We start from the raw sequence: 20,965 nt of genomic DNA, 5'->3' as shown, positions 1-20,965 counted from the left end.
CCTCACCGGGGGCGGGGCGGGGGCGGGGCGCGGTCAGGTCAGGTCAGGTCGGCGGGCTCGCCCTCGGCGGCGGGGGCCAGCCGCTTCTGCAGCCACGCCGTCGAGTGCCACCGCCCCAGCTTCCAGCCGATGTCGGCGAACGTCGCCACCCGCTCGAACCCGAGCGCCTCGTGCAGCCCGAGGCTGGCGTCGTTCGGCAGTGTCATGCAGGCGGCGGCGATGCGGAACCCCCGGTCGGCCAGCCGGGGCAGGAGCGCGCCGTAGAGGGCCCGCCCGCCGCCGCGCCCGCGGTGCGCCGAGTCGAGGTAGACGCTGACCTCGGCGGCCCAGCGGTAGGCATCGCGGCCGGAGAACGGGCCCGCGTAGGCGTAGCCGACGGTGGTGTGGTCCAGTTCCAGCGTCATCCAGGCGTGCCGGACCTGAGCCTCGGCGATGCGGCGGCCCATCTCGTCGGCGGTAGGGGCGACGCTCTCGAAGGTGATGGCCGTGTCGGTCACGTAGGGCGCATAGATGCGGGCGCAGGCCGCGGCGTCGTCGGGAGTCGCATCGCGGACGAGGAGCGCGGGCACGGTGGGGTCCGACATGGCACCATAGTAGCCAGATCAGATCTTATAGTGGCATTCATGACCGACGACCTGACCGACTCGCTCGCGGCCGCCCTCGCCGGAGCCCGCCACAGCCGCGACCTCAGCGTCAGCGCCCTCGCCGATCGGTCCGGTGTCTCACGCGCCATGATCGCCAAGATCGAGCGCGGCGAGGTCCAGCCGACCGCGGCGCTGCTGGGCCGCATCTCAGGAGCCCTGGGCATCACGCTCTCGGAGCTCATCGCGCGCGCCGAGAGCACGGGGGCCGGCGGACGAGTGGCGCGGTTCGGCGATCAGGCCGTGTGGACCGACCCCGAGACCGGGTACCACCGCCGCTCCGTCTCGCCCGGCGCCGGCGGCCCGATCGAGCTCGTCGAGGTCGAGCTCCCCGCCGGGGTCCGCGTCGACTACCCCGCCGACTCGTACTCGTTCACGCACCACCAGATCTGGGTGCTCGACGGCGAGCTCACCTTCGTCGAGGGCGCCGAGACGCACCACCTCGCAGCCGGAGACTGCCTGCAGCTCGGGACTCCGGTGGCCTGCGCCTACGTCAACGAGTCGGCGGGTCCGTGCCGCTACCTCGTCGCGCTCGCGCGGCGCGGCGCCTAGCAACAGGGGCGTGTCGGCGGGCGTGCACTGGCATGGGCGGGTCTCCGGAGGCGCGCCGACACCTGCCAGACCCCGCCCGTCCGTGCCCGGGTCCGCGTGTCGGGCGGTGCGTGCGCGCTTCCCTGAAATGCGAGCGGGGGCGCAGGAACGTGCGCCCCGGCGCGGAACCCCGCACCGCCCGCACCCCGAGCGCCGTCGGGCCGCGCCTCCGGCAGCCCGCCGTCCGCGTCTCCGGCAGCCCGCCGTCCGCGTCTCCGGCGTTGCGCCCACGCGCCGCCGCGCTGCCAGCTGTCGGCATCTCAGGCGCCGTGCACCCTGGACTTGCGGCGGCCCGCCGCCGGCGGCTCGGCCCGCGCGCGTTCCCTGAGTTGCGCGCACCCGCAGCGCGCCGCTGACCGTCGCCACGCAGCACCGCCCGCCCGCCAGCCAGCCGGGCCCGCAGCCGGCCCGCTACGCCCGCGGCAGCGCCGGCACCGCGAGCCCGAACAGCCAGGCGTCGAACAGCTCGCCGAGGTCGGCCCCCGCCTTCTCGGACGCGAGCGCGACGAAGTCCGTCGTCGTCGCGACGCCGTGATGGTGGCGCGTCGTCCAGGTGCGGAGGGTGTCGAAGAACACGTCGTCGCCGACGCGTGCGCGGAGCGCCTGCAGGGTCACGGCGCCGCGCTTGTACACGCGGTCGTCGAACATGGCGTCGGGCCCGGGGTCGCCGACCACGATGTCATGCGGCAGGCCGGCGAGGCGGGCGCGGGCGGAGGCCGCCAGGCGCGCCGCCGAGGGGCCGCCGGAGGACTCCGACCAGAGCCACTCGGCGTAGCAGGCGAAGCCCTCGTTGAGCCAGATCTCGCCCCAGCTCGCGACGCCGACGCTGTTGCCGAACCACTGGTGGGCGAGCTCGTGCGCGATCAGGCGCTCCGACCCGCTGCGGCCGTCGGCGTGGTTCGCCCCGAAGATCGCGAGCCCCTGGGCCTCGAGCGGGATCTCCAGATCGTCGTCGGTGACGACGACCGTGTAGGCGGCGAACGGGTACGGGCCGAAGCGTTCGGTGAAGGCTGTCATCATCTCGGGCAGCAGCCCGAAGTCGTGCCCGATGCGCGAGCGGAGGGCCGGCGGCCCGGCGAGGGTTCCGGGGACGCCCGCGAGGTCGACCGGGAGGATCTCGTAGCGGCCGATCTGGACGGTCGCGAGGTAGGTGGAGGTCGGCTCGGGCTGGTGGTACTCCCACGTCGTGCGACCCGACTTCGTGCTCCGCTCGGCGAGCACCCCGTTGCAGACCACCGCGTAGGGCTGCTCGGTGGCCACTCGGATCACGTACGACGCCTTGTCGGACGGGTCGTCGTTGCACGGGAACCAGGTCGGCGCCCCACTCGGCTGCGCGGCCACGATGACGCCGTCGGTGAGCTCCTCCCACCCCACGGTTCCCCAGATGCTGCGCCGGGGCGCCGGGGCGCCGGCGTATTCGATCACCACGACGAACTCCTCGCCCGCGTCGATCGCCTCGGGCGGCACCACCACGAGCTTCGCGGCAGTCTGCGAGAGGCGCGCCTTGGTGCCGTCGACGCGGACCTTCGAGGCGCGGAGCCCCACGAGGTCGAACGAGAGGCGGCGGAGGTCGGCCGTCGCGCGGGCCGTGATCGTCGCGGTGCCCTGGAGGCGGTTCGTCGAGACCCGGTAGACGAGGTCGAGGTGGTACGAGCTCGTGCGGTAGCCGGGGTTTCCGCTGTCGGGGAGGTAGGTGGAGCGTTCCGTCACTGAGCGGCCGCGCGGTAGTCGGAGACGCGGACCTCGCGCCAGGGGCCGATCGGGTTTCCCGACCAGCGGCTGCCGGTGGGGACGCCCTCGCCGCGCATGACGAGCGACGCGGGCCCGACCGTCGCGTGGGCGCCGAGGCGGGCGGCGGGGAGGACGACGCTGTGCGGCCCGAGGGTCGAGCCGGCGTCGAGGGTGACGGTGTCCATGCTCATGATTCGATCATGAAACAGGTGCGTCTGCACGACGCAGCCGCGATTGACGGTGCTGCCGTCGCCGAGTCGTACGAGGTCGGCCTCGGGCAGCCAGTAGCTGTCGGTCCACACGCCGCGGCCGATGGAGGCGCCGAGCGACCGGAGCCACCAGACCAGCGCCGGGGTCCCGGCGGCGGGCTGTGCGAACCACGGGGCGGCGCAGAGCTCGACGAACACGTCGGCGACCTCGCTGCGCCAGACGAAGCTCGACCAGAGCGGCTTCTCGGTGGCGCGGATCCGGCCCACGAGCGCCCACTTGGCAGCCGTCGCGGTGAGCGCCGCGGCCGCGCCCGCGGCGAGCATGACGGCACCCGAGAGCGCGATGGTCCAGCCGAGGCCCACGGCGTCGACGAGCGCGATCAGGGCGAACAGGAGTGTGAGGCCGAGCAGGCACGACACGACGACGGGCACGAATCGGCCGAGCTCCCAGAGGATGCGCGCCGCGCGGATGCCGGCCGGCGGGCGGAAGGTGCGGGCCTCGTCGGTCGCGGCGACGGTGCGGCGGAGCCGGACGGCCGGCGAGCCGAGCCACGACGACCCGGCCTTCGACTTCTTCGGAGCGGAAGACAGCACGGCGACGAGACCGTCGCGGGGCACGGTGTGGCCGGGGCCGGTCATGCCGGAGTTGCCGAGGAAGGCCCGCTGGCCGATCTCGGCCCGCGCGATCCGCAGGTACCCGCCGCCGAGCTCGTACGAGGCGACCAGGGTGTCGTCGGCGAGGAACGCGCCGTCGCGGATCGTGGTCATCGACGGCAGCAGCAGAACCGTCGACGCCTCGACGTCGCGGCCCACGTCCGCACCGAGGAGGCGCAGCCAGACGGGCGTGAACAGGCTCGAGTAGAGCGGGAAGAGGAAGGTGCGGGCGAGGTCGAGCAGCCGCTCGGTGCTCCACACCTGCCAGCCGGCGCGGGAGCGCACGGGAAACGTGCCCTCGGCGACGCCGAGCGCCAGGAGCCGGACGAAGGCGACGACCAGCACGGCGGCGGTGAAGCCGGCCAGGAGCGTCGCGGGCACGAGCAGCGCGAGCGCGCGGGCGAAGACCTCGCCCAGCGAGCCCGATCCTGCGACCCCCAGGGCGAGGACGGCGCCGCCGCCGGCCAGGGCCGCGACGGGGAGGAGCGCGAGCACCACCGACGACAGACCGTACGCGAGCAGCCAGCGCTTCGGGGCCGCGGGGCGATCGGCCGGCCACCAGGTGCGGTTCTTCCCGACGCGTGCCGCGGGGGAGCCGGCCCACTCCTGCCCGGAGGGCACGCGCCCGAAGACGGCCGACCCGGGTGCGACCGACGAGTTCTTGCCGATGCGGGTGCCCGGGAGCAGCGTCGAGCGCATGCCGACGGTGGAGCCGGCGCCGATCCGGATGGCGCCGATCCGGACGACGTCGCCGTCGATCCAGTAGCCCGACAGATCGACCTCGGGCTCGATCGACGCGCCGCGGCCGACGCGGAGCATGCCCGTCACCGGCGGGAGCGCGTGCAGGTCGACGCCGGGGGCGATACGGGCCCCGAGAGCTCGGGCGTAGTAGCTCACCCACGGCGCGCCCGCGAGCCCGACGGCGCCGATCTGGTGCGCCACCTGCTCCGCGAGCCAGAGCCGCAGGTGCACGCCGCCCCCGCGCCGGTAGTCGCCTGCTTCGACGCCCGTCAGCAGCAGGCGCGCGGCGACGACCGAGATGGCCATGCGGCCGATCGGGCTCACGAACACCACGATCAGGATCACCAGGGTCAGCCAGCCGACGGACGGCAGAGCGCGGAACGCGTCGCCATCGGCCCAGTGGAGCAGCGTCGAGGCCGTCAGCGCGTAGGTCAGCCAGCGCACGCCGCTGAGGATGTGCAGGGGGATCCCGAGCAGGGTCTGCAGCCACTGCATCCGCAGCGGCGTCGGCTCGGAGCGGTGGTAGTCGTCGCGGGCGGCCTGACCGCCGCCGCGCACGGCGAGAGCATCCGCCATGGCACCGAACCGCGGGTGGGAGTAGATCTCGGCGACGGTGAACTCGGGATCGCGCTCGCGGATGCGCGCGACCAGCTGCGCCGCGGCCAGCGAGCCGCCGCCGAGGTCGAAGAAGTTGGCGTCCCGGTCGTCGATCGGCAGGCCGAGCACTGCCTGCCAGTCGGCGGCGAGGATCAGCTCGTCCGAGCCGAGACCGGCGGCGGCGCCGTCGATGGTCGTCGCCGGGAGCGGCCACGGGAGGGCGTCGCGGTCGATCTTGCCGCTGGTCTTGGTGGGCAGGTCGCCCTCGACGAGGGCGAGCAGCGGGACGAGGGCCGCGGGGAGCCCCTCGCGGAGCCGCTCGAGCGCCGAGCCGCGGTCGAATGCCTGCGCGTCGGCCACGGCGAGGTAGCCGACGAGGAGCTGGTTGCCGGCGTCGGTCTTCCGGACGGCCGCCGCTGCGCCGCCCACGCCGGGCAGCGCCAGCAGCGCCGCCTCGATCTCGCCCAGCTCGATGCGGCGGCCGCCGACCTTCACCTGGTCGTCGGCGCGGCCCTGGAAGACCAGGCCCTCGCGCTCGAACCGCACCAGGTCGCCGGAGCGGTAGGCGCGCTCCCAGCCGAGGCCCTCGTGCGGCGCGTACTTCTCGGCGTCCTTCGCCGGGTCGAGGTACCGGGCCAGGCCGACGCCGCCGATGATGAGCTCGCCGACCTCGCCCTCGGCGACGGGCCGGCCGTCGGCGTCGACCACAGCGGCGTCCCAGCCGTCGAGCGGCAGGCCGATGCGGACGGTCTCGCCCGGCACGACGAGTGCGCCGGTCGTGACGACGGTGGCCTCGGTGGGGCCGTAGGTGTTCCAGACCTCGCGGCCCTCGCCGGCGACCCGGTCCACGATGTCGGGCGGCAGCGCCTCGCCGCCGAAGATCAGCAGGCGGACGCTCTCGAGCGCCTCGGCGGGCCACAGGCCGGCCAGCGTCGGCACGGTCGAGACGGCGGTGATGCCGTGCAGCACCAGCCACGGCCCGAGGTCGGCGCCGGTGCGCACGAGCGAGCGCGGGGCCGGCACGAGGCAGGCGCCGCTCCGCCAGGCGAGCCACATCTCCTCGCACGACGCGTCGAACGCCACGCTCAGGCCGGCGAGCACGCGGTCGCCGGGGCCGAGCGGGTCGATGCCGGGCGCGTTCAGGAACCTCCGCGCTTCGGCGTCGGCGAACGCGGCGGCCGAGCGGTGGCTCGCCGAGACGCCCTTCGGCGTGCCGGTCGAGCCCGAGGTGAAGATGATCCAGGCGTCGTCGGCCGGCAGCGGGGCCGTTGCGGGCAGAGCCTCGGCGCGGCTGCGGTGCGGCGCCGGCCCGGCGAAGATCGAGGCGGCGCGCGTGGTGCCGCCGCGCGGGTCGAAGACCCCGCCGGCTCCGATGACGCCGACGATCCCGGCCTCGCCGAAGACGAGCGCCGCGCGCTCCTCGGGGTCGTCGGCGTCGACGGGCACGTACGCGGCGCCGGCGGTGAGCACGGCCAAGATGGCGAGGTAGAGGAAGCGGTCGCCTGAAGGCATCCGCACGCCGACCCGGTCGCCTCGGGCGACGCCCGCCGCGGTGAGCGCGGACGCCGCCGCGCCCACCTGCACGGCGAGCTCGCGGTAGCTGAGGGCCCCCTGGTCGTCCTCCAGCGCGGAGGCCTCGGGGAACGCCGCCACCGTCTGCCGCAGCACGTCGACGAGCGTGCGCTCGGGCGGAGTCCGGTCGGAGCCGAGCAGGAGGCCGGGGCGCGAGTCGTCGTTCATCGGTTGCGCACCCTAGTGGACGCCGGCGACGCGACGGTGAACGCCAGCGCCCCCACCAGCGGACCGTCCAGATTGAGGTCGACGATCCGCTCGTCGTCGGCGCGCACGGTGGTCATCGGCCGGGTGAGACCCTCGCCGGTCGCCTTCAGGAGCGCCTCTTTGCGCACCCAGGTGCGCAGCAGGTCGGACGACGCCTCGCCCTCCGCCAGCAGGGTGTCGGCGAGGGAGGGTGCCGCCCCGAGTTCCTGCGCCCTCTCGATGTCGACGCCGACCGGCTCGTCTGCGACCGCGATCGCCGCCCACCGCCCCGAGCGCGACAGGCTGAAGTGCGGGCCGTCGGCGAGGGAGGGCTTGCCGTGCCGCTCGCCGCACGAGAAGCAGGGGGCGCGCAGGAACTCCAGGCCGCCGCCCGCCACCCCCGCCGCCTCGCCCAGCACGTCGCGCAGCCCCGCGTGCGCTGCCGCGTACCGGCGTGCGTCGCGGGCGCTTGCGAACCGCGCAGCCCGCATTCGCTCGCCCGCGTCGAGCGAGCCGGTGTCGATGGGCGCGTCGCAGTCGACGATCCACACCCGAGCGTCGTGGGGCATGCCTCGACGGTAGCGGCCCGGGTGGTCCTGGAGGACGAGACGATCCGATCCGGGGAGGGATTGCCTGGCTGCGGAGAGCCCCTACAGTCGATATATGAGTTCTGCGAATGCTGCCGCCGTCCGTCACCCGTGGCGCTCCGAGACTGTCGCGAGCACCGTGCGCGCCGTCGTGATCGTGCTCGTCGGGGCCGCTCTCATCGGCGGGGCGACCAGCCCGGCGCAGGGGTTCCTGCCCGACTGGCTGGGGTCGCTGGCGAACTCGGCGGGTGGCTGGAGCATGTTCGCCTTCCTGATCGTGTGGCTCTCGCGGGCCCGGCCCCTGCTCGGCGCGATTCTCGGCATCGTGGCCTTCGAGGCGATGCTCGAGGCCTACGGGGTGGTCAGCATCTGGCGCGGCTACTACTACGCCGCTCCGCTGCAGAACATGTACACGGTGCCCGGCATCGCGGCCGGCCTGATCCTCGGCGCCTGTGCGGCGTACGTGCGCTGGGGGCGCCCTGCTCGACGCTGGCTCGCCGTGCTCCCCCTGACCGTCGTGCTGATGGCGGAGGGCGCGTACGGCCTCCTGTTCATCTCGGACACCACCAGCCCCGTCTACTGGACCCTCGACATCGTCGCCGGCGCGGCCTTCCTCGCCGCCGCCCTCTGGCGCTCGCGGCGCGTCTGACGCCGCTCGTTCACCCGCGGGGAGCATCCTTCTGGGATGCCCCTCATCGACAACGGCGTGTACGTCGCGGGACGCCGGATCGAGAACCCGCGCAGCCTGGACGCCACCTACCGCCTGATGCACCAGCACGACGGCATGGGCTGGATCGGCCTGTACCGGCCGAGCCCCGCCGAGGTGCGCTCGGTCGCCGCCGAGTTCTCGCTCCACCCCCTCGCCGTCGAGGACGCTTTGCTCGGCCACCAGCGCGCCAAGCTGGAGCGCTACGACGACATCCTGTTCGCGGTGCTGCGACCGGCCCGCTACGTCGACGCGGAGGAGACCGTCGAGTTCGGCGAGCTCCACGTCTTCCTCGGGCCCGAGTTCGTCGTCACCATCCGGCACGCGGAGTCACCTGACCTGATGACCGTGCGCAAGCGGATGGAGGCGGCTCCCGAGCTGCTGGCGGAGGGGCCCGAGGCCGTGCTCTACGCGATCCTCGACCAGGTCGTCGACGAGTACGAGCCCGTGCTGGCCGGCCTCGAGAACGACATCGACGAGATCGAGAACGATCTCTTCCGCCTCGAGAGCACGGGGCTCTCGGAGCGCATCTACAACCTGTCGCGCGAGGTGATCAACTTCCAGCGGGCCGTCGTGCCGCTCGTGAAGATGCTCGACAACCTGCAGCGCGGCAGCGAGAAGTACGGCGTCGACGTCGAGCTGCAGCGCAATCTGCGCGACGTCCAGGACCACACGCTCCTGATCGTCGAACGTGTGGCCTCGTTCCGCGCCATCCTCGACAACGCGCTGACGGTGCACGCCACGATCGTGACGAGGCGGCAGACCGACCAGAGCATCCAGCAGAACGAGGAGGTCAAGAAGATCTCGTCGTGGGCGGCCATCCTGTTCACGCCGACCCTGATCGCCTCGATCTACGGCATGAACTTCGACCACATGCCCGAGCTGCACTGGGAGTTCGGCTACCCCTTCGCAGTCCTCCTGATGCTCGCTGCGGGGTTCGGCCTCTACCGGGTGTTCAAGCACCGCCACTGGCTGTAGGGGCACAGGGTGCACGTCGTTCGGGCGACGTGCACCCCGGCCCGGTCTCTCAGGCCGTCGGGCTGCCCGGGTTCCCGCTCGCGACGATCGCGCCGTTGACGCCCGCGGGGAAGAATCCGCCCTTGTCGACCTGGTTCGGGTTCAGGTAGACGACGTTCAGCACGCGGGCCGCGGTCCGGCCGAACGCGATGGAGTTCGCGTCCGTCGGAACGAGGTTCTGCGTGTTGTTGACGACGACGCCCTGGTCGTCCTTCGTCGGACCGTCGAGCGAGTCGCGGGCGTCCGAGATCCGGTCGGCGGGAGTGTGCAGGCCCTTGCGGAAGAGCTCGCTCCGGATGATGCCGGCGTGGTACGCCTCCACCGACAGGATGCCCGCGGCGGCGCCGAGGTACGTCTTGTTGGTGATGAGCGGCGCAGCCCCCTTGTAGGCCGTGACTCCCACGTCCTCGAAGATGTAGGCGCCGAGCAGGAAGTTCTCGTCGCTCGCGAACGGGTCGAACGTCTCGCCCTTCTTGATCAGGCCGGCCGCCATGGCCGCAGCCGTGAAGCTGTTGCGCAGGTCGATCGCGGGCCGTGCCACCTTGGCTCCGCCGAGAGCGGTGCGCAGGAACTTGACGTGCGCCTTCTCGTCGGCCGCGATCTCCGTGGCGATGGCACGGACGAACGATGACTTGAACGGCACCTTGTGGCCGCCGAGCACCTTCCCCTGCGGGTCGATCCCGCCGATCAGCGAGCTGTCGAGGCCGGTGCCGTACACCGCGCGGAGGTAGAACTCCGCCTCGAGGTACTCGAGGTTCAGCGCGAAGTTGAGGATCGCGGAGTCGGTGACGGCTCCGTCCGACGCGGTGTCGGCGTGGGCGGGCAAGGCCCCTCCCGCGACAGCAGCCACGCCGACCCCGACGCCGGCGACGCCGGCCGCGGTGAAGAAGTTGCGCCGGTCGAGCGAGTTCTCGGCGCTTCGCGTGATAGCGGTCGTGATGAATTTCTTGTCGAACATCGTTGTTCTCCTTCTGGGCACTGCAGAGCAGACGACGCGATGGGTGATCGGAGCCGGTCCCAGATGCCGGTTCCTCGCGTCGAGAGGGAGGAGTCCCCCTCTTGGGGGACAAGCTATCCCTGTTCCGCGCTGAGCGCTAGAGGCGGCACGTTAACGCAGGAGGCGGCGGGCGCCTGATCGCGCCCGCCGCCTCCCTCGCTGCTCGATCAGGACGTGGGGTCGCCCGCCGCGCCGCTCGTCGAGATGGTGCCGTTGACGCCGGCCGGGTAGAAGCCGCCCTTGGTGGCCGCGTTCGGCGTCAGGTAGACGACGTTCAGCACGCGCGGTGCGGTCCGGCCGTAGGCGATGCCGTTCTTGTCGGTCGGAACGAGGTTGCGCACGTTCTTCTCGACCACGCCCTGGTCGTCGTTCGACTTGCCGTCGAGGCTGTCTCGGGCGTTCGAGATGGCCTGCGCCTGCTCGTACAGCCCGGTGTTCAGGATCCGCTCGCGGATGATGCCCGCGTGGTACGCCTCGACGGCCAGGATGCCGGCGGCGGCGCCCAGGTACGTGGCGTTCGTGATGAGCGGCGCCGCACCCTTGTAGGCCGTGACTCCGACGTCTTCGAACAGGTAGGCGCCGAGCAGGAAGTTCTCCTCGTTGGCGAACGGGTCGAAGGTCTGGCCCTTCTTGATCAGGCCGGCGGCGGTGGCCGCGGCGCTGAAGCTCGTCTTGAGGTCGATCGCCGGGCGCGAGACCTTGGCCGAACCGAGAGCGGAGCGCAGGAACGCGACGTGCGCCTTCTCGTCCGCCGCGATCTCGGTCGCGATGGCCTTGATGGCGCCCGACTTGAACGGAACCTTCTTGCCGCCGACGACGCCACCCAGGGTCGCCGTGCCGTCGGTCATGCTCGAGGGCAGGCCCGAGCCGGTGACGGCGCGGAGGTAGAACTCGGCCTCGAGGTACTCGAGGTTGAGGGCGAAGTTGAGGATAGCGGCGTCGCTGACCTCATCGGCATGGGCCGGAGCGGCAGGGCCGGCGAGAGTGTTGCCGGCGATGGCCGCCACACCCACACCCACGCCGGCGACGCCGGCGGCGGTGAAGAAGTTGCGACGGTCGAGGCCGTTCTCGGCGCTCCTGGAGATGGCGGATGTGATGAATCGCTTGTCGAACATCGATGTTCCCTTTCTGGGTACTGCGACGCAGGCGGCGCGCTTTGTGAACGGAGTCGACCCCAGATATCGACCCCACGCGTCGGGAGGGAGGAATCCCCCTCTCGCCGCTGACGTTAGACCCCCGGGGGCCTCCCGGCATAGGGCATTGCGCGAATTGGCTCGATTGCTACGCGCTGTTTACCCTGGGGCATGCTCACTCGCCGCGACGCCGCCCTCCGCCTCGACATCCCGCTCGAGATGGCGACGCGCCACGGCATCCCGTCGCGCCTGACCGAAGACGAGCTGGCGGCGATCGAGAGCGATCCGCCGCAGTGGCTCGTGCAGTCGCGTGCGAACCGCACGGGTGCCAAGAAGGTGTGGGTGCACCTGGACTGCGTCGTGTGCGGATTCGCCGAGGACGCTCGTCCGAAGAAGTGGTGGCCCGACTGGACCTACCTGATGTGCGACTACCACTCGCCGTTCCAGGCGCCGGAGCCCACGGCCGGCTTCGCGCGGACAGAGGTCGAGGGCGTCGGCAGCCGCTTCATCGCACTGGTCGACGAGCGGTCGTAGCGCCTCAGGCCTCGGAGCCGGCCTTCGAATCCTTCGCCTCGGCCCTGGCCTGCGCTTTGGCCTCGGCCTTCGCCTCGGCTGCCTTGCGGGCGGCGATGAACTCCCGCTCCTTTGTCAGCGACTCGATGGTCGCCGCGTCGAGGAAGTCGATGAAGGGGTTCGTCTGACCGGTCTTCTGCTCGACGATCATCGCGTAGGCGGTCGCCGCGCTTCGAAGCTCGGCGGCGGCGCGGCCGGCCTTCTTGAGCGGGATGGGCTTCAGCCCGACGATCTGCGCGTGCTTCTCGAGAGCGTGCGTGAGGTCTTTCAGGGCGGTGTCGATCTTCTTGGTCACGGGGCCATTGTGGCGGGTCAAGGTGAACAGGCAAACCGGCCTCGGGATCTTTTCGGTATCGCACACCTGTCGGGCGGTCCGAGTGCGTGGAATCTGCGGGGTCCGGGCCCGCATCCTGCTGATTCCACGCACCCGCCGGGTCGCTCGGTGGCGCGGGTCCGCTAGAACGCCGCGGGGCCGCTCCGGTCGATGAAGGTGCCGGTGGGGCCGCCGACCGGGAGCGTCGCGAGCGTGACGATCGCGTCGGTGCCCTCGGTCACCGTCTGGTGACCCGAGTTGCCGTTCAGGTCGGTGGCCGTGTAGCCCGGGTCGGCCGCGTTGACCTTGATGCCGTCGAGCGCGCGGGCGTACTGCACGGTGAGCATGGTGACCGCCGACTTCGACGAGTTGTAGATCGGCGCGACGACCTTCGACTCGATGCGGTTCGCGTCGTGGACGGAGTCGAACGAGCCGAGACCGCTCGTGACGTTGACGATCGTCGGGTTGGCCGACGCCTGCAGCAGCGGTAGGAACGCGTGGATGGCCCGCACGATGCCGAACACGTTGACGGCGTAGACGCCCTCGAAGTCGGCGCCGGTCAGCTCGGCGGCGGGCTTCGACTGAGGGCCGGTGACGCCGGCGTTGTTCACGAGAACGTCGAGGCCGCCGGCGGCTGCGACCGTCGCGGCGGCCGCGTCGACCGATGCCTGGTCGGTCACGTCGAGCTGCACGAACGTCGCGCCGAGCTCGTCGGCGGCCTTCTGGCCGCGCTCGGCGTCGCGGGCGCCGATCCACACGCTGTGCCCGGCCTCGATGAGGCGGCGGGCGGTCTCGTAGCCGAGACCCTTGTTGGCTCCTGTGATGAGTGTCGTTGTCATGGCTCCATGGTGCTCGTCGTGCCTCGGAGTGCCCAGGCCCCCGTCGACGGTAGGACTCGCGATACCAGCCGCGGTCCCGAGTTCCTGCGCACAATAGAGGGGTGCAAGATCCTCACGGCGAACTCGCCTCGCTCCTGAAGTCGTGGCGCGAGCGCCTGTCGCCGGGTGCGGTGGGCCTCCCCGCAGGAACGGGCCGCCGTGCGACGGGCCTCCGCCGCGAAGAGCTGGCGGCGCTCGCCGGGCTCAGCGTCGACTACGTCGTGCGGCTGGAGCAGGGGCGAGCGCGCAACCCGTCCGACCAGGTCGCGGCCTCCCTCGCGCGGGCGCTGCAGCTCACCGATCACGAGCGCGACCACCTGTACCGCGTCGTCGGCCTCCTGCCTCCCGGCGACGGCATCGTGTCGAACCACATCCCGCCGAGCGTCCAGCGCCTGATCGCGCGGCTCGGCGAGACGCCGGTCGCCGTCTTCTCGGCGACGTGGGACCTCCTGACCTGGAGCCCGCTCTGGGCGGCGCTGCTGGGCGACCCGTCTCTGGCCCCGGCGCGGGAGCGCAACCTGGTGCGAGCCGTGTTCGCAGGCTCCGACCTGGCAGGCGGAGCGGGCTTCCGGGTCCGGCAGGAGCTCGGCACGGAGCACTTCCAGGGCTCGCTCGTCTGCGATCTGCGCGAGGTGCAGGGCAGGTACCCCGGCGACCCGGCCGTCCGGTCGCTGATCGACGGCCTGATGGAGACGAGCGAGCTGTTCCGCACGATGTGGGCGTCGGGCTCCGTCGGCACCCACGTCTCCGAGCACAAGTACGTGACGCACCCGCTCGTCGGCGAGATCGAGCTCGACTGCGACGTGTTCTCGGTCGCGGGGTCGGACCTCCGTATCGTCGCCTACACGGTGCCCGCAGGCAGCCCCGAGGAGTCGAAGCTCGACCTGGTGCGCGTCGCCGGGCTCACCGCCGCCGCCCGTCCCTAGCCCCGTGCCGCCCCAGAATTTCAAGGAGATTTTCGCAGAACTGCCCCGGATCGCACCTGACTGGCGCCATCCGGGGCATTTCTCCTTGAATTTCTGAACCGGGTCAGCGCACCGACTTGATCCGCGTGATCGTGAACGCGCCCAGCACGGCCATCGCGATCGAGATCGGGAAGATGAACGTGTACGACCCGGTGGCGACGGCGATCGACGAGGTGATGATCGGGCCCAGGGTCTGGCCGAGAGTCGTGGCCAGGTTGAGGATGCCGAGGTCCTTGCCGGCCTCTTCCTTGCTCGGCAGCACGTCGACGTTCAGCGCCTGGTCGACCGACGAGTAGACGCCGTAGCCGAGGCCAGCGATGCCGGCGTACAGGAACATGCCCATCGTCGTCGGCCAGATCCACGGCATGGCCACTCCGACGGCGAACAGCACCGATGCGACGACGACCGGTACCTTGCGGCGGCCGATGCGGTCCGAGATCGGCCCGGAGCCGAGCGAGGCGACGAGGCCGACGACGAGCGTGATGATCGACATGACCGAGATCGTGGCGGCCGACTCGGCGACGGTCTGGCCGATGTACTGCTGCACGATGTAGAGCTGGTAGGCCGCGATCATCTGGTAGCTGATGAGCATGAAGAGCCGGCCGACGAAGGCCTTGTAGAAGTCGGGGGCGTGGCGGGGCGGGCGGAACGACTTTCCGAGCTCCTTGAAGCCTCCGGCCTTGGCGGGCAGGTCGAGCGCCGACTTCTCACGCGGCCAGACGATCACGGCCAGCACGCCGGCGAGCAGCATGAGCGCGCCGCCCAGGAAGTAGCCGGGCACCGTCACGGTGATGAACGCCGCTCCGACCAGGGCGCCGATCGGGTACCCGATGGTGACGCCGGCACCCCAGAACGCCGACATCGTCCCGCGAGCGGAGAGCGGCACGCGGTCCGAGATCACGGCGACGGCGGGGGCCAGCATCATGTTCAGGCCGACGAGCGCGAACGAGTAGACGACCGTGATGCCGACCGGGTCGTCGATGACTCCGACGGCGGCGAGCGCGACTCCGCCGAGCACTGCGCCGCCGACGATCCACGGCGTGCGACGGCCGAAGCGGGTGCGGACGCGGTCCGAGAGATTGCCGAACACGAGGTTCGAGACCAGCGAGACGACGGCGGTGATGGCGTTGATCGTGCCGAACCAGGCCTCGGGCGACGCGACCCCGATGTCGGTGAGGCGCTGCGGCAGCAGCACGTTCGCGACCATGGCGAGGCCGACCGCCCAGAACAGCCCGATGATGATGAAGCCCGCGCCGAAGCGGACGAGACGGGGGCGAGTCGGGATGGCCGTCGTCTCAGGCGCTTCGGTCGCGGTCGGCGACGGCCGTGACGCGGACTCCGGGATGGTCGGGTGGGAGCTCATGAGAGTGCCTTCTAGGGTCGATTCGACGTGCAGGGGGGAGGAGGAGAGCGGGGCGGGTCAGACGCCGGTGGCGTCGTACCCGTCGAACGCGACGGTGCCGGCAGTGGCGTACAGGCCGATCACGCGGCCGGTGAAGGAGGCGGCCGTCTCGGCGGTCAGGTAGCGGCCGTCGACGGACGCGAGGCGGAGCTCCTGATAGGCACCGCCCGGCACCCCGGACGACGCCCAGAGCGACACGAAGTCGCTGGTCATCATGTCGGGGCCGAACCCGTCGGCCTCGGGTGCGGCCGAGTCGAGGTGGAGCGTGACGGGCCCGGCGGGCAGGCGGCCGGACCACTCCCGGCTGAAGCTCGGCACGGAGGCGCGGGCTGTCACGACGACCTCGTCGCCGTCGGTGCGGGCCTCGATCTCGTAGTGGGCCTGCTGGTCGTAGCGCACGCCGAGGCCGCCGGTGCCGTTCGAGACGTCGACCGTGGTCTGCGACGTGACCGACCAGGTCAGCTGGCGGCGACCGACGAAGACGGGGTGCGCGTCGTCGAGGGTCGATCCGTCGCCGGTCAGGGTGAGCACGCCGCGCTCGGCGTCGATGGCGGCGATCTCGGCGGGGGTGCGGCGGACGGCCATCCAGCGGTCGTCGAGCGGAGCGTCGAAGCGCACGGAGTCGGCGATCGGCCTCTGCTCGGAGAGGAGGACCGGCTGGGCGACGGGCCAGTCGTCGATCCAGTCGACGGTCGACACGAAGGTCTCGCGGCCGAGCGGTGAGAACGCGCGGGTGCCGCCGCCGGGGCGGACGCCGAGCAGGACGATCAGAGTCTGGCCAGCGGGGCCCTCGACGAGGTCGCCGTGGCCGGTGTTCTGTACGGGTCGGATCGTGCTCCGCGCCGTCAGGAAGGGGTTGGCGTCGTAGGCGGTGAACGGACCCTCGGGCGAGGTGCCGCGGGCGATCGAGACGCCGTGGCCGCGCTCGGTGCCGCCCTCGGCGATCATCAGGTACCAGTACTCGCCGCGGTGGTAGAGGTGCGGCGCCTCGGGGAACATGAAGCCCGAGCCCGACCAGAGCGAGCGGGGCTCCTCGAGGATCGCGCCGGTGGCGAGGTCGACCTTGACCTGCTGGATGCCCAGGTGCGTGCCGAGCTCGTCGCCGCTCATGACGAGGCCCGAGTAGGTGACGTAGGCGGTGCCCTCGTCGTCCCAGGCGAGGTCGGGGTCGATGCCGTTCAAGCCCTCGACGACGGTGCCGTCGCTCCACTCGCCCGCGGGGTCGGTGGCGGTGAAGACGACGCAGCCGCGCCCGGCGGGGATCACGACGATGACGTAGAAGACGCCGTCGCGGTAGCGGATGGTCGGGGCCCAGACGCCGAGGCCGGTCGGAACCTCGGTGACGGCCAGCTGGCCGAGGCGCGTGCCGACGTTGCCGACCTGCTCCCAGGTCACGAAGTCGTGGCTGCGGTAGACGGGCAGGCCCGGGTAGTACTCGAAGGTCGAGGTGACGATGTAGTACGCCCCGTCGGCCGCGACCACGCTGGGGTCGGGGTTGAATCCGGGCAGGATCGGGTTGGGGTAGATGGCGCTGCTGGTGTCGTCGTCGTTCACGGCATGCTTCCTTGCACTAGGGCTTCGTTGCGCTCCGAGCGGTGGCGGCGCGGTCGTTGCGACGCTGCATCGTCATTGCGACACGGCACTGCGCGAAACATTTTCGTCTTGTTTCGCTCAAAAGCGACTCTAGGTCGGTTTTGAAGCCGCGTCAACACGGCTACGAGCCCTCACATCCGCTTCGGAAAAAGGGCAAGCCTACGCAGGAACTGGCGAAACCTTTTCGCTACTATGGACCCCATGCCCGAAGCCCCCCGCCGCCGCGCCACCCTCGACAGCGTCGCCGAGGTCGTCGGCGTCTCGAAGGCCACCGTCTCGAAGGTCCTGAACGACCGGCCCGGGGTCTCGGAGGCCACCCGCCTGCGCGTCCACGACGCCGTCCGGCTCCTCGACTACGCCCCGACGACGCGAGCGCCGGAGTCGGGCGGACGTCGTCGCATCCTCGTGCTCTTCGACACGCTCGCGAACCTGTACTCGCTGCGGATGCTCGACGCGCTGCTCGCCGGGGGCCACGCCGCCGGCGTCGAGATCGTCGCCGACGTCATTGCGCCGCTCGACCCGGGGCCCGCGTCGCGCCTCGAGCCGCACCGGATCCGTGCGCTCTGGCAGCGCGGCTACGCCGGGCTCCTCGTCGTGACGACCCAGCTCTCGCGCGACGCGCTCCGGGTGTGCGCCGAGCTGGACCTCCCGGTGGTCTCGATCGACCCGCCCAACGCGCTCGATCCCGACGTCGCAAGCGTCGGCTCCAACAACTGGTCGGGAGCCATGCAGGCCACCGAGCATCTGCTGGGCCTGGGGCACCGCCGGATCGGCTTCGTCGGAGGCCTGGCCACGCACGCCGGGCTCCGCGAGCGGCGCGCCGGCTACCGGTCGGCGCTCGAGGCGGCGGGGCTCGACGAAGACTCGGCGCTCGTCTCGGAGGACGGCATGGTCAGCGCCGGGCCCGAGGCGGTGCGGATGATGGACCTCGTCGACCCGCCGACCGCGTTCTTCGTGTCGAGCGATCCGGGCGCGCTCGCCGTGATGCGCGAGCTCGCGCGCGCCGGACTCCGCGTGCCCGACGACGTCAGCGTCGTCGGCTACGACGACACGTACGCGGCCTTGCCGGCGCCGGTCCTGCTCACGACCGTGCACACGCCGCTCGACGAGATCGGCCGGACGGCCCTGTCGACGGTCCTCGCCATGATCGAGGGCTCGGCGCCGCTCTCCCACCACCTGCAGCTGGCCACGTCGCTCGTGGTGCGCGAGTCGACGGCGGCGCCCCGGGGCTAGTCTCTGCAACGCTGGGGAGGGTCGCGGCCCCGCGGGGCGGCGGCGGCTCTAGCCGACGACCGGCACTGGCAGGTTGGCCTCGACGAGGGCGACGAACTCGTCGGCGGCCGGGCTCTCCTGCGGGCGGACGCGCGCGACGACTCCGCCGCCGGGCGCGACGAGGTACTTCTCGAAGTTCCACTTCACGTCACCGGCCTCGCCCGAGGCGTCCTCGACGGCGGTGAGCTCGTCGTAGATCGCGTGCCGGTCGTCGCCGTTCACGTCGACCTTCGCGAACACCGGGAAGTCGACGCCGTAGGTGGCGACGCAGAATTCCTGGATCTCCTCGTTCGAGCCGGGCTCCTGCCCGTTGAACTGGTTGCACGGGAAGCCGACGACCTGGAGGCCCTGGTCGCGGTACTTCTCCTGGAGCTGCTGGAGGTCGCCGTACTGAGGGGTGAGGCCGCAGCGGCTGGCGACGTTGACGACGAGCAGCAGCTTGTCGCTGTACTCGGCGAGGGAGGTGGTGGTACCGGACGCGGTCTCGACGGGGATGTCGTACAAGCTCATGCGCCAGATTCTACGTCCGACAGCCGTCGTTTTGGCGGGTCGGCTCGGCGCGTGCACCCTGGGGTGTCGAGCGAGACCTCTCGGACGTACGCGAGATGGCCGCCGCCGTCGCCTCCGGGCGGGGAGGCGACGGCGGCGGCCATCTCGGGGAGCGGACGCTACGCGTCGCGGCGCTTGACCAGGATCACGGCGAGGATGCCGGTGACGACGACCCAGCCGATCATGACCAGGAACCCCAGGCCCTGGTCGAGCGAGACGATTCCGTCCGTGATGCCGGCCTTGCCAGCGCCGTAGCCGTACATGAGCCCGCCGGCGTTCGAGGGCGTGAAGGCGGCCACGTTGGCGGCCCACTTGGCGTTCGTCAGGCCGGTGAAGATCGACAGCACGATCGGGACGACGAACAGGAGTCCGATGCCGGCGGCGATGCCGCCGGCGCTCGAGCGGATGATCGCGCCCAGGAAGTACGAGATCAGCCCGGCCAGGGCGAGGAAGCCCGCGCCGCCGACGAGGGCGAGCCAGAACGTGCCGTCCGACCAGTCGATCGAGATGTTGCTCGACGAGTCGAGGAGCGGTGTCGCGACCAGCGAGGCGACGATCAGGGAGACGAGCCCGACGATGAACGTGACGACGCCGAACACCAGGGCCTTGCCGAGGAGCGCTCCGAGTCGTCGCGGGTCGGCCGTGAAGGTCGACTTGATCATCCCGGTGCCGTACTCGCCGGTGATGACGAGCGCACCGAGGACGGCGGCGATCAGGACCGTGAAGTTGATGCCGAGCGTCACGGCCGTGGTCGCCGCGCTCATGCCGGCTTCGCCCGCAGCCGCATCGGCGGGGCCCTGGGAGGCGCCGCCGGTGAGGTCCTGCGCGGCGATGAGGGCAGCGAACCCGATGTTGAGCACGAAGATCAGCGCGAAGCACCAGAACGTCGAGCGGAGGCTGCGGAGCTTGATCCACTCCGAGCGGAGGAGCCCGGCGAAGGTGAGGTGCGAGAGGCTCGCGTGGCTGGTGAGACGGGCGGGTGCGGTCGCGGTACTCATCGGACTGCCTCCTTCTGGGTGTCGGTGGAGACGGCGGCGGCGTCAGGCACCGAGGTGTCGCGGTACTCCACCTCGTCCTGGGTGAGGCTCATGTAGGCGTCCTCGAGGGAGCCGGAGAGGGGGGTCAGCTCGTGCAGGACGACGCCGGAGGAGGCGGCGAGCTCGCCGATGCGGGAGGCCGGCAGGCCGTGGACCTCGAGGAGGTCGGCCGCGGTCCCGGTGACCGTGATGCCCTGGCCCTGGAGGAGTGGGGTGAGGGACGAGGCGTGCGGGGTGCGGACGCGGACTCCGTCGCCTTTGGCTCGGGCGAGGATCGTCTCGACCGACTCGTCGGCGATGACCCGGCCGCGGCCGAGCACGATGATGTGGTCGGCGGTCTGGGCCATCTCGCTCATCAGGTGCGACGAGAGAAAGACGGTGCGGCCCTCGCGGGCCAGGTGCCGTGCCAGGGTGCGGACCCAGACGACGCCCTCGGGGTCGAGGCCGTTGACCGGCTCGTCGAGGATCAGGGTGGCCGGGTCGCCGAGCAGGGCGGCGGCGATTCCGAGGCGCTGGCCCATGCCGAGCGAGAAGCCGCCGACGCGCTTCTTCGCGACCGACTCGAGGCCCGTGAGGGCGATGACCTCCTTGACGCGCTTGGCGCCGATACCGTGGGTGGCGCCCATGGCGAGGAGGTGGTCGTAGGCGCTGCGGCCGCGGTGCACGGCCTTCGCGTCGAGGAGCACGCCGACCTCGCGGAGCGGGGCGCGGTGATCGGCGTAGCGCTTGCCGTTGACCGTGACGCCCCCCTCGGAGGCGCGGTCGAGACCGACGATGAGGCGCATCGTGGTCGACTTGCCGGCGCCGTTCGGGCCGAGGAAGCCGGTCACCATGCCGGGCTGGACTTCGAACGACACGTGGTCGAGAGCCACGCGCTCGCCGTACCGCTTGGTGAGGCCGTCTGCGATGATCATGCTGTCTTCTCCGTGCTCTCTGATTCCATGCTCACGAAGCTACGCAGAGCCCGGCCGCCCGGCATCGTCCCGGGGTACCACGGGGGTACGCCGGGAGGACTCACCTG

General features: G+C 71.6%; 19 protein-coding genes. 6 read left to right on the top strand and 13 right to left on the bottom strand.

Annotation, left to right across the window (positions count from 1 at the left end; genetic code table 11):
• Positions 1 to 38: 38 nt before the first annotated feature.
• Positions 39 to 584, bottom strand: a complete 546-nt coding sequence (locus AC3CBB_RS10775; protein WP_123505316.1) for a GNAT family N-acetyltransferase — start codon at positions 582 to 584, stop codon at positions 39 to 41.
• 39 nt (positions 585 to 623) lie between these two features.
• On the opposite strand from AC3CBB_RS10775, the gene AC3CBB_RS10770 reads away from it, so the two are divergent.
• Complete coding sequence (locus AC3CBB_RS10770; RefSeq protein ID WP_123505315.1) at positions 624 to 1,193, top strand: helix-turn-helix domain-containing protein; 570 nt, start codon at positions 624 to 626, stop codon at positions 1,191 to 1,193.
• Between the two features lie 450 nt (positions 1,194 to 1,643).
• Here AC3CBB_RS10770 and AC3CBB_RS10765 read toward each other — a convergent pair whose 3' ends face one another.
• Genes AC3CBB_RS10765 through AC3CBB_RS10755 form a run of 3 tightly spaced genes read right to left on the bottom strand, consistent with a single transcriptional unit; the run spans position 1,644 to position 7,491 of the window.
• Positions 1,644 to 2,942, bottom strand: coding sequence for a M1 family metallopeptidase (locus tag AC3CBB_RS10765; RefSeq protein WP_488624563.1), 1,299 nt, complete (start codon positions 2,940 to 2,942; stop codon positions 1,644 to 1,646).
• A complete protein-coding gene (locus AC3CBB_RS10760) occupies positions 2,939 to 6,904 on the bottom strand; it encodes a Pls/PosA family non-ribosomal peptide synthetase (protein WP_488624562.1) in 3,966 nt (1,321 codons plus the stop codon). Before AC3CBB_RS10760 ends, AC3CBB_RS10765 begins: the two co-directional genes overlap by 4 nt.
• On the bottom strand, positions 6,901 to 7,491 hold the full coding sequence (locus tag AC3CBB_RS10755) for a 4'-phosphopantetheinyl transferase family protein (RefSeq protein ID WP_488624561.1): 591 nt from the start codon (positions 7,489 to 7,491) through the stop codon (positions 6,901 to 6,903). The genes AC3CBB_RS10760 and AC3CBB_RS10755 overlap by 4 nt, the downstream gene beginning before the upstream one ends.
• 94 nt (positions 7,492 to 7,585) lie before the next feature.
• Here AC3CBB_RS10755 and AC3CBB_RS10750 point away from each other — a divergent pair, with 94 nt between their 5' ends.
• Positions 7,586 to 8,158 (top strand): DUF6518 family protein, encoded by a 573-nt coding sequence (locus AC3CBB_RS10750; protein WP_488624560.1) that lies wholly within the window; start codon positions 7,586 to 7,588, stop codon positions 8,156 to 8,158.
• Positions 8,159 to 8,194: 36 nt separating this feature from the next.
• A complete protein-coding gene (gene corA / locus AC3CBB_RS10745) occupies positions 8,195 to 9,193 on the top strand; it encodes a magnesium/cobalt transporter CorA (RefSeq protein ID WP_123505310.1) in 999 nt (332 codons plus the stop codon).
• Positions 9,194 to 9,242: 49 nt separating this feature from the next.
• Here the strand turns inward: corA and AC3CBB_RS10740 are convergent, their stop codons facing one another.
• Positions 9,243 to 10,190 carry a ferritin-like domain-containing protein gene (locus AC3CBB_RS10740; protein ID WP_123505309.1) on the bottom strand — a complete coding sequence of 316 codons (948 nt, stop codon included), beginning with the start codon at positions 10,188 to 10,190 and terminating at the stop codon, positions 9,243 to 9,245.
• Between the two features lie 206 nt (positions 10,191 to 10,396).
• Entirely contained in the window at positions 10,397 to 11,344 is a 948-nt protein-coding gene (locus AC3CBB_RS10735) for a ferritin-like domain-containing protein (RefSeq protein ID WP_123505308.1), read from the bottom strand.
• Positions 11,345 to 11,533: 189 nt separating this feature from the next.
• Between AC3CBB_RS10735 and AC3CBB_RS10730 the strand changes: the two genes are divergently transcribed.
• Positions 11,534 to 11,896, top strand: a complete 363-nt coding sequence (locus tag AC3CBB_RS10730; RefSeq protein WP_488624559.1) for a hypothetical protein — start codon at positions 11,534 to 11,536, stop codon at positions 11,894 to 11,896.
• Positions 11,897 to 11,900: 4 nt separating this feature from the next.
• Here AC3CBB_RS10730 and AC3CBB_RS10725 read toward each other — a convergent pair whose 3' ends face one another.
• Together AC3CBB_RS10725 and AC3CBB_RS10720 are read right to left on the bottom strand one after the other, a co-directional pair.
• The gene (locus AC3CBB_RS10725) at positions 11,901 to 12,230 is read right to left on the bottom strand and encodes a hypothetical protein (RefSeq protein ID WP_488624558.1); all 330 of its coding nucleotides are present in this window, start codon (positions 12,228 to 12,230) and stop codon (positions 11,901 to 11,903) included.
• 161 nt (positions 12,231 to 12,391) lie between these two features.
• Positions 12,392 to 13,087 carry an SDR family NAD(P)-dependent oxidoreductase gene (locus tag AC3CBB_RS10720; protein WP_488624557.1) on the bottom strand — a complete coding sequence of 232 codons (696 nt, stop codon included), beginning with the start codon at positions 13,085 to 13,087 and terminating at the stop codon, positions 12,392 to 12,394.
• A 101-nt stretch (positions 13,088 to 13,188) separates the two neighbouring features.
• Between AC3CBB_RS10720 and AC3CBB_RS10715 the strand changes: the two genes are divergently transcribed.
• On the top strand, positions 13,189 to 14,052 hold the full coding sequence (locus AC3CBB_RS10715) for a helix-turn-helix transcriptional regulator (protein WP_123505305.1): 864 nt from the start codon (positions 13,189 to 13,191) through the stop codon (positions 14,050 to 14,052).
• 103 nt (positions 14,053 to 14,155) lie between these two features.
• Here AC3CBB_RS10715 and AC3CBB_RS10710 read toward each other — a convergent pair whose 3' ends face one another.
• Together AC3CBB_RS10710 and AC3CBB_RS10705 are read right to left on the bottom strand one after the other, a co-directional pair.
• Complete coding sequence (locus tag AC3CBB_RS10710) at positions 14,156 to 15,454, bottom strand: MFS transporter (RefSeq protein ID WP_488624556.1); 1,299 nt, start codon at positions 15,452 to 15,454, stop codon at positions 14,156 to 14,158.
• Positions 15,455 to 15,511: 57 nt separating this feature from the next.
• Positions 15,512 to 17,047 (bottom strand): glycoside hydrolase family 43 protein, encoded by a 1,536-nt coding sequence (locus AC3CBB_RS10705; RefSeq protein ID WP_488624555.1) that lies wholly within the window; start codon positions 17,045 to 17,047, stop codon positions 15,512 to 15,514.
• A gap of 240 nt (positions 17,048 to 17,287) precedes the next feature.
• Here AC3CBB_RS10705 and AC3CBB_RS10700 point away from each other — a divergent pair, with 240 nt between their 5' ends.
• Entirely contained in the window at positions 17,288 to 18,319 is a 1,032-nt protein-coding gene (locus AC3CBB_RS10700; RefSeq protein ID WP_488624554.1) for a LacI family DNA-binding transcriptional regulator, read from the top strand.
• Positions 18,320 to 18,367: 48 nt separating this feature from the next.
• Here the strand turns inward: AC3CBB_RS10700 and AC3CBB_RS10695 are convergent, their stop codons facing one another.
• The 3 genes from AC3CBB_RS10695 to AC3CBB_RS10685 all read right to left on the bottom strand — a co-directional run bounded on the left by AC3CBB_RS10695 (position 18,368) and on the right by AC3CBB_RS10685 (position 20,858).
• Positions 18,368 to 18,868 (bottom strand): glutathione peroxidase, encoded by a 501-nt coding sequence (locus AC3CBB_RS10695; protein ID WP_123505302.1) that lies wholly within the window; start codon positions 18,866 to 18,868, stop codon positions 18,368 to 18,370.
• A 158-nt stretch (positions 18,869 to 19,026) separates the two neighbouring features.
• Positions 19,027 to 19,905: an ABC transporter permease subunit gene (locus AC3CBB_RS10690; RefSeq protein WP_123505301.1), complete on the bottom strand. Its 879-nt coding sequence runs from the start codon at positions 19,903 to 19,905 to the stop codon at positions 19,027 to 19,029.
• Positions 19,902 to 20,858 carry an ABC transporter ATP-binding protein gene (locus AC3CBB_RS10685; RefSeq protein ID WP_123505300.1) on the bottom strand — a complete coding sequence of 319 codons (957 nt, stop codon included), beginning with the start codon at positions 20,856 to 20,858 and terminating at the stop codon, positions 19,902 to 19,904. The genes AC3CBB_RS10690 and AC3CBB_RS10685 overlap by 4 nt, the downstream gene beginning before the upstream one ends.
• Positions 20,859 to 20,965: the final 107 nt, after the last annotated feature.

This window comes from Frondihabitans sp. OV104, from assembly GCF_057787745.1.
This window is presented reverse-complemented; position numbering and strand designations above follow the sequence as displayed.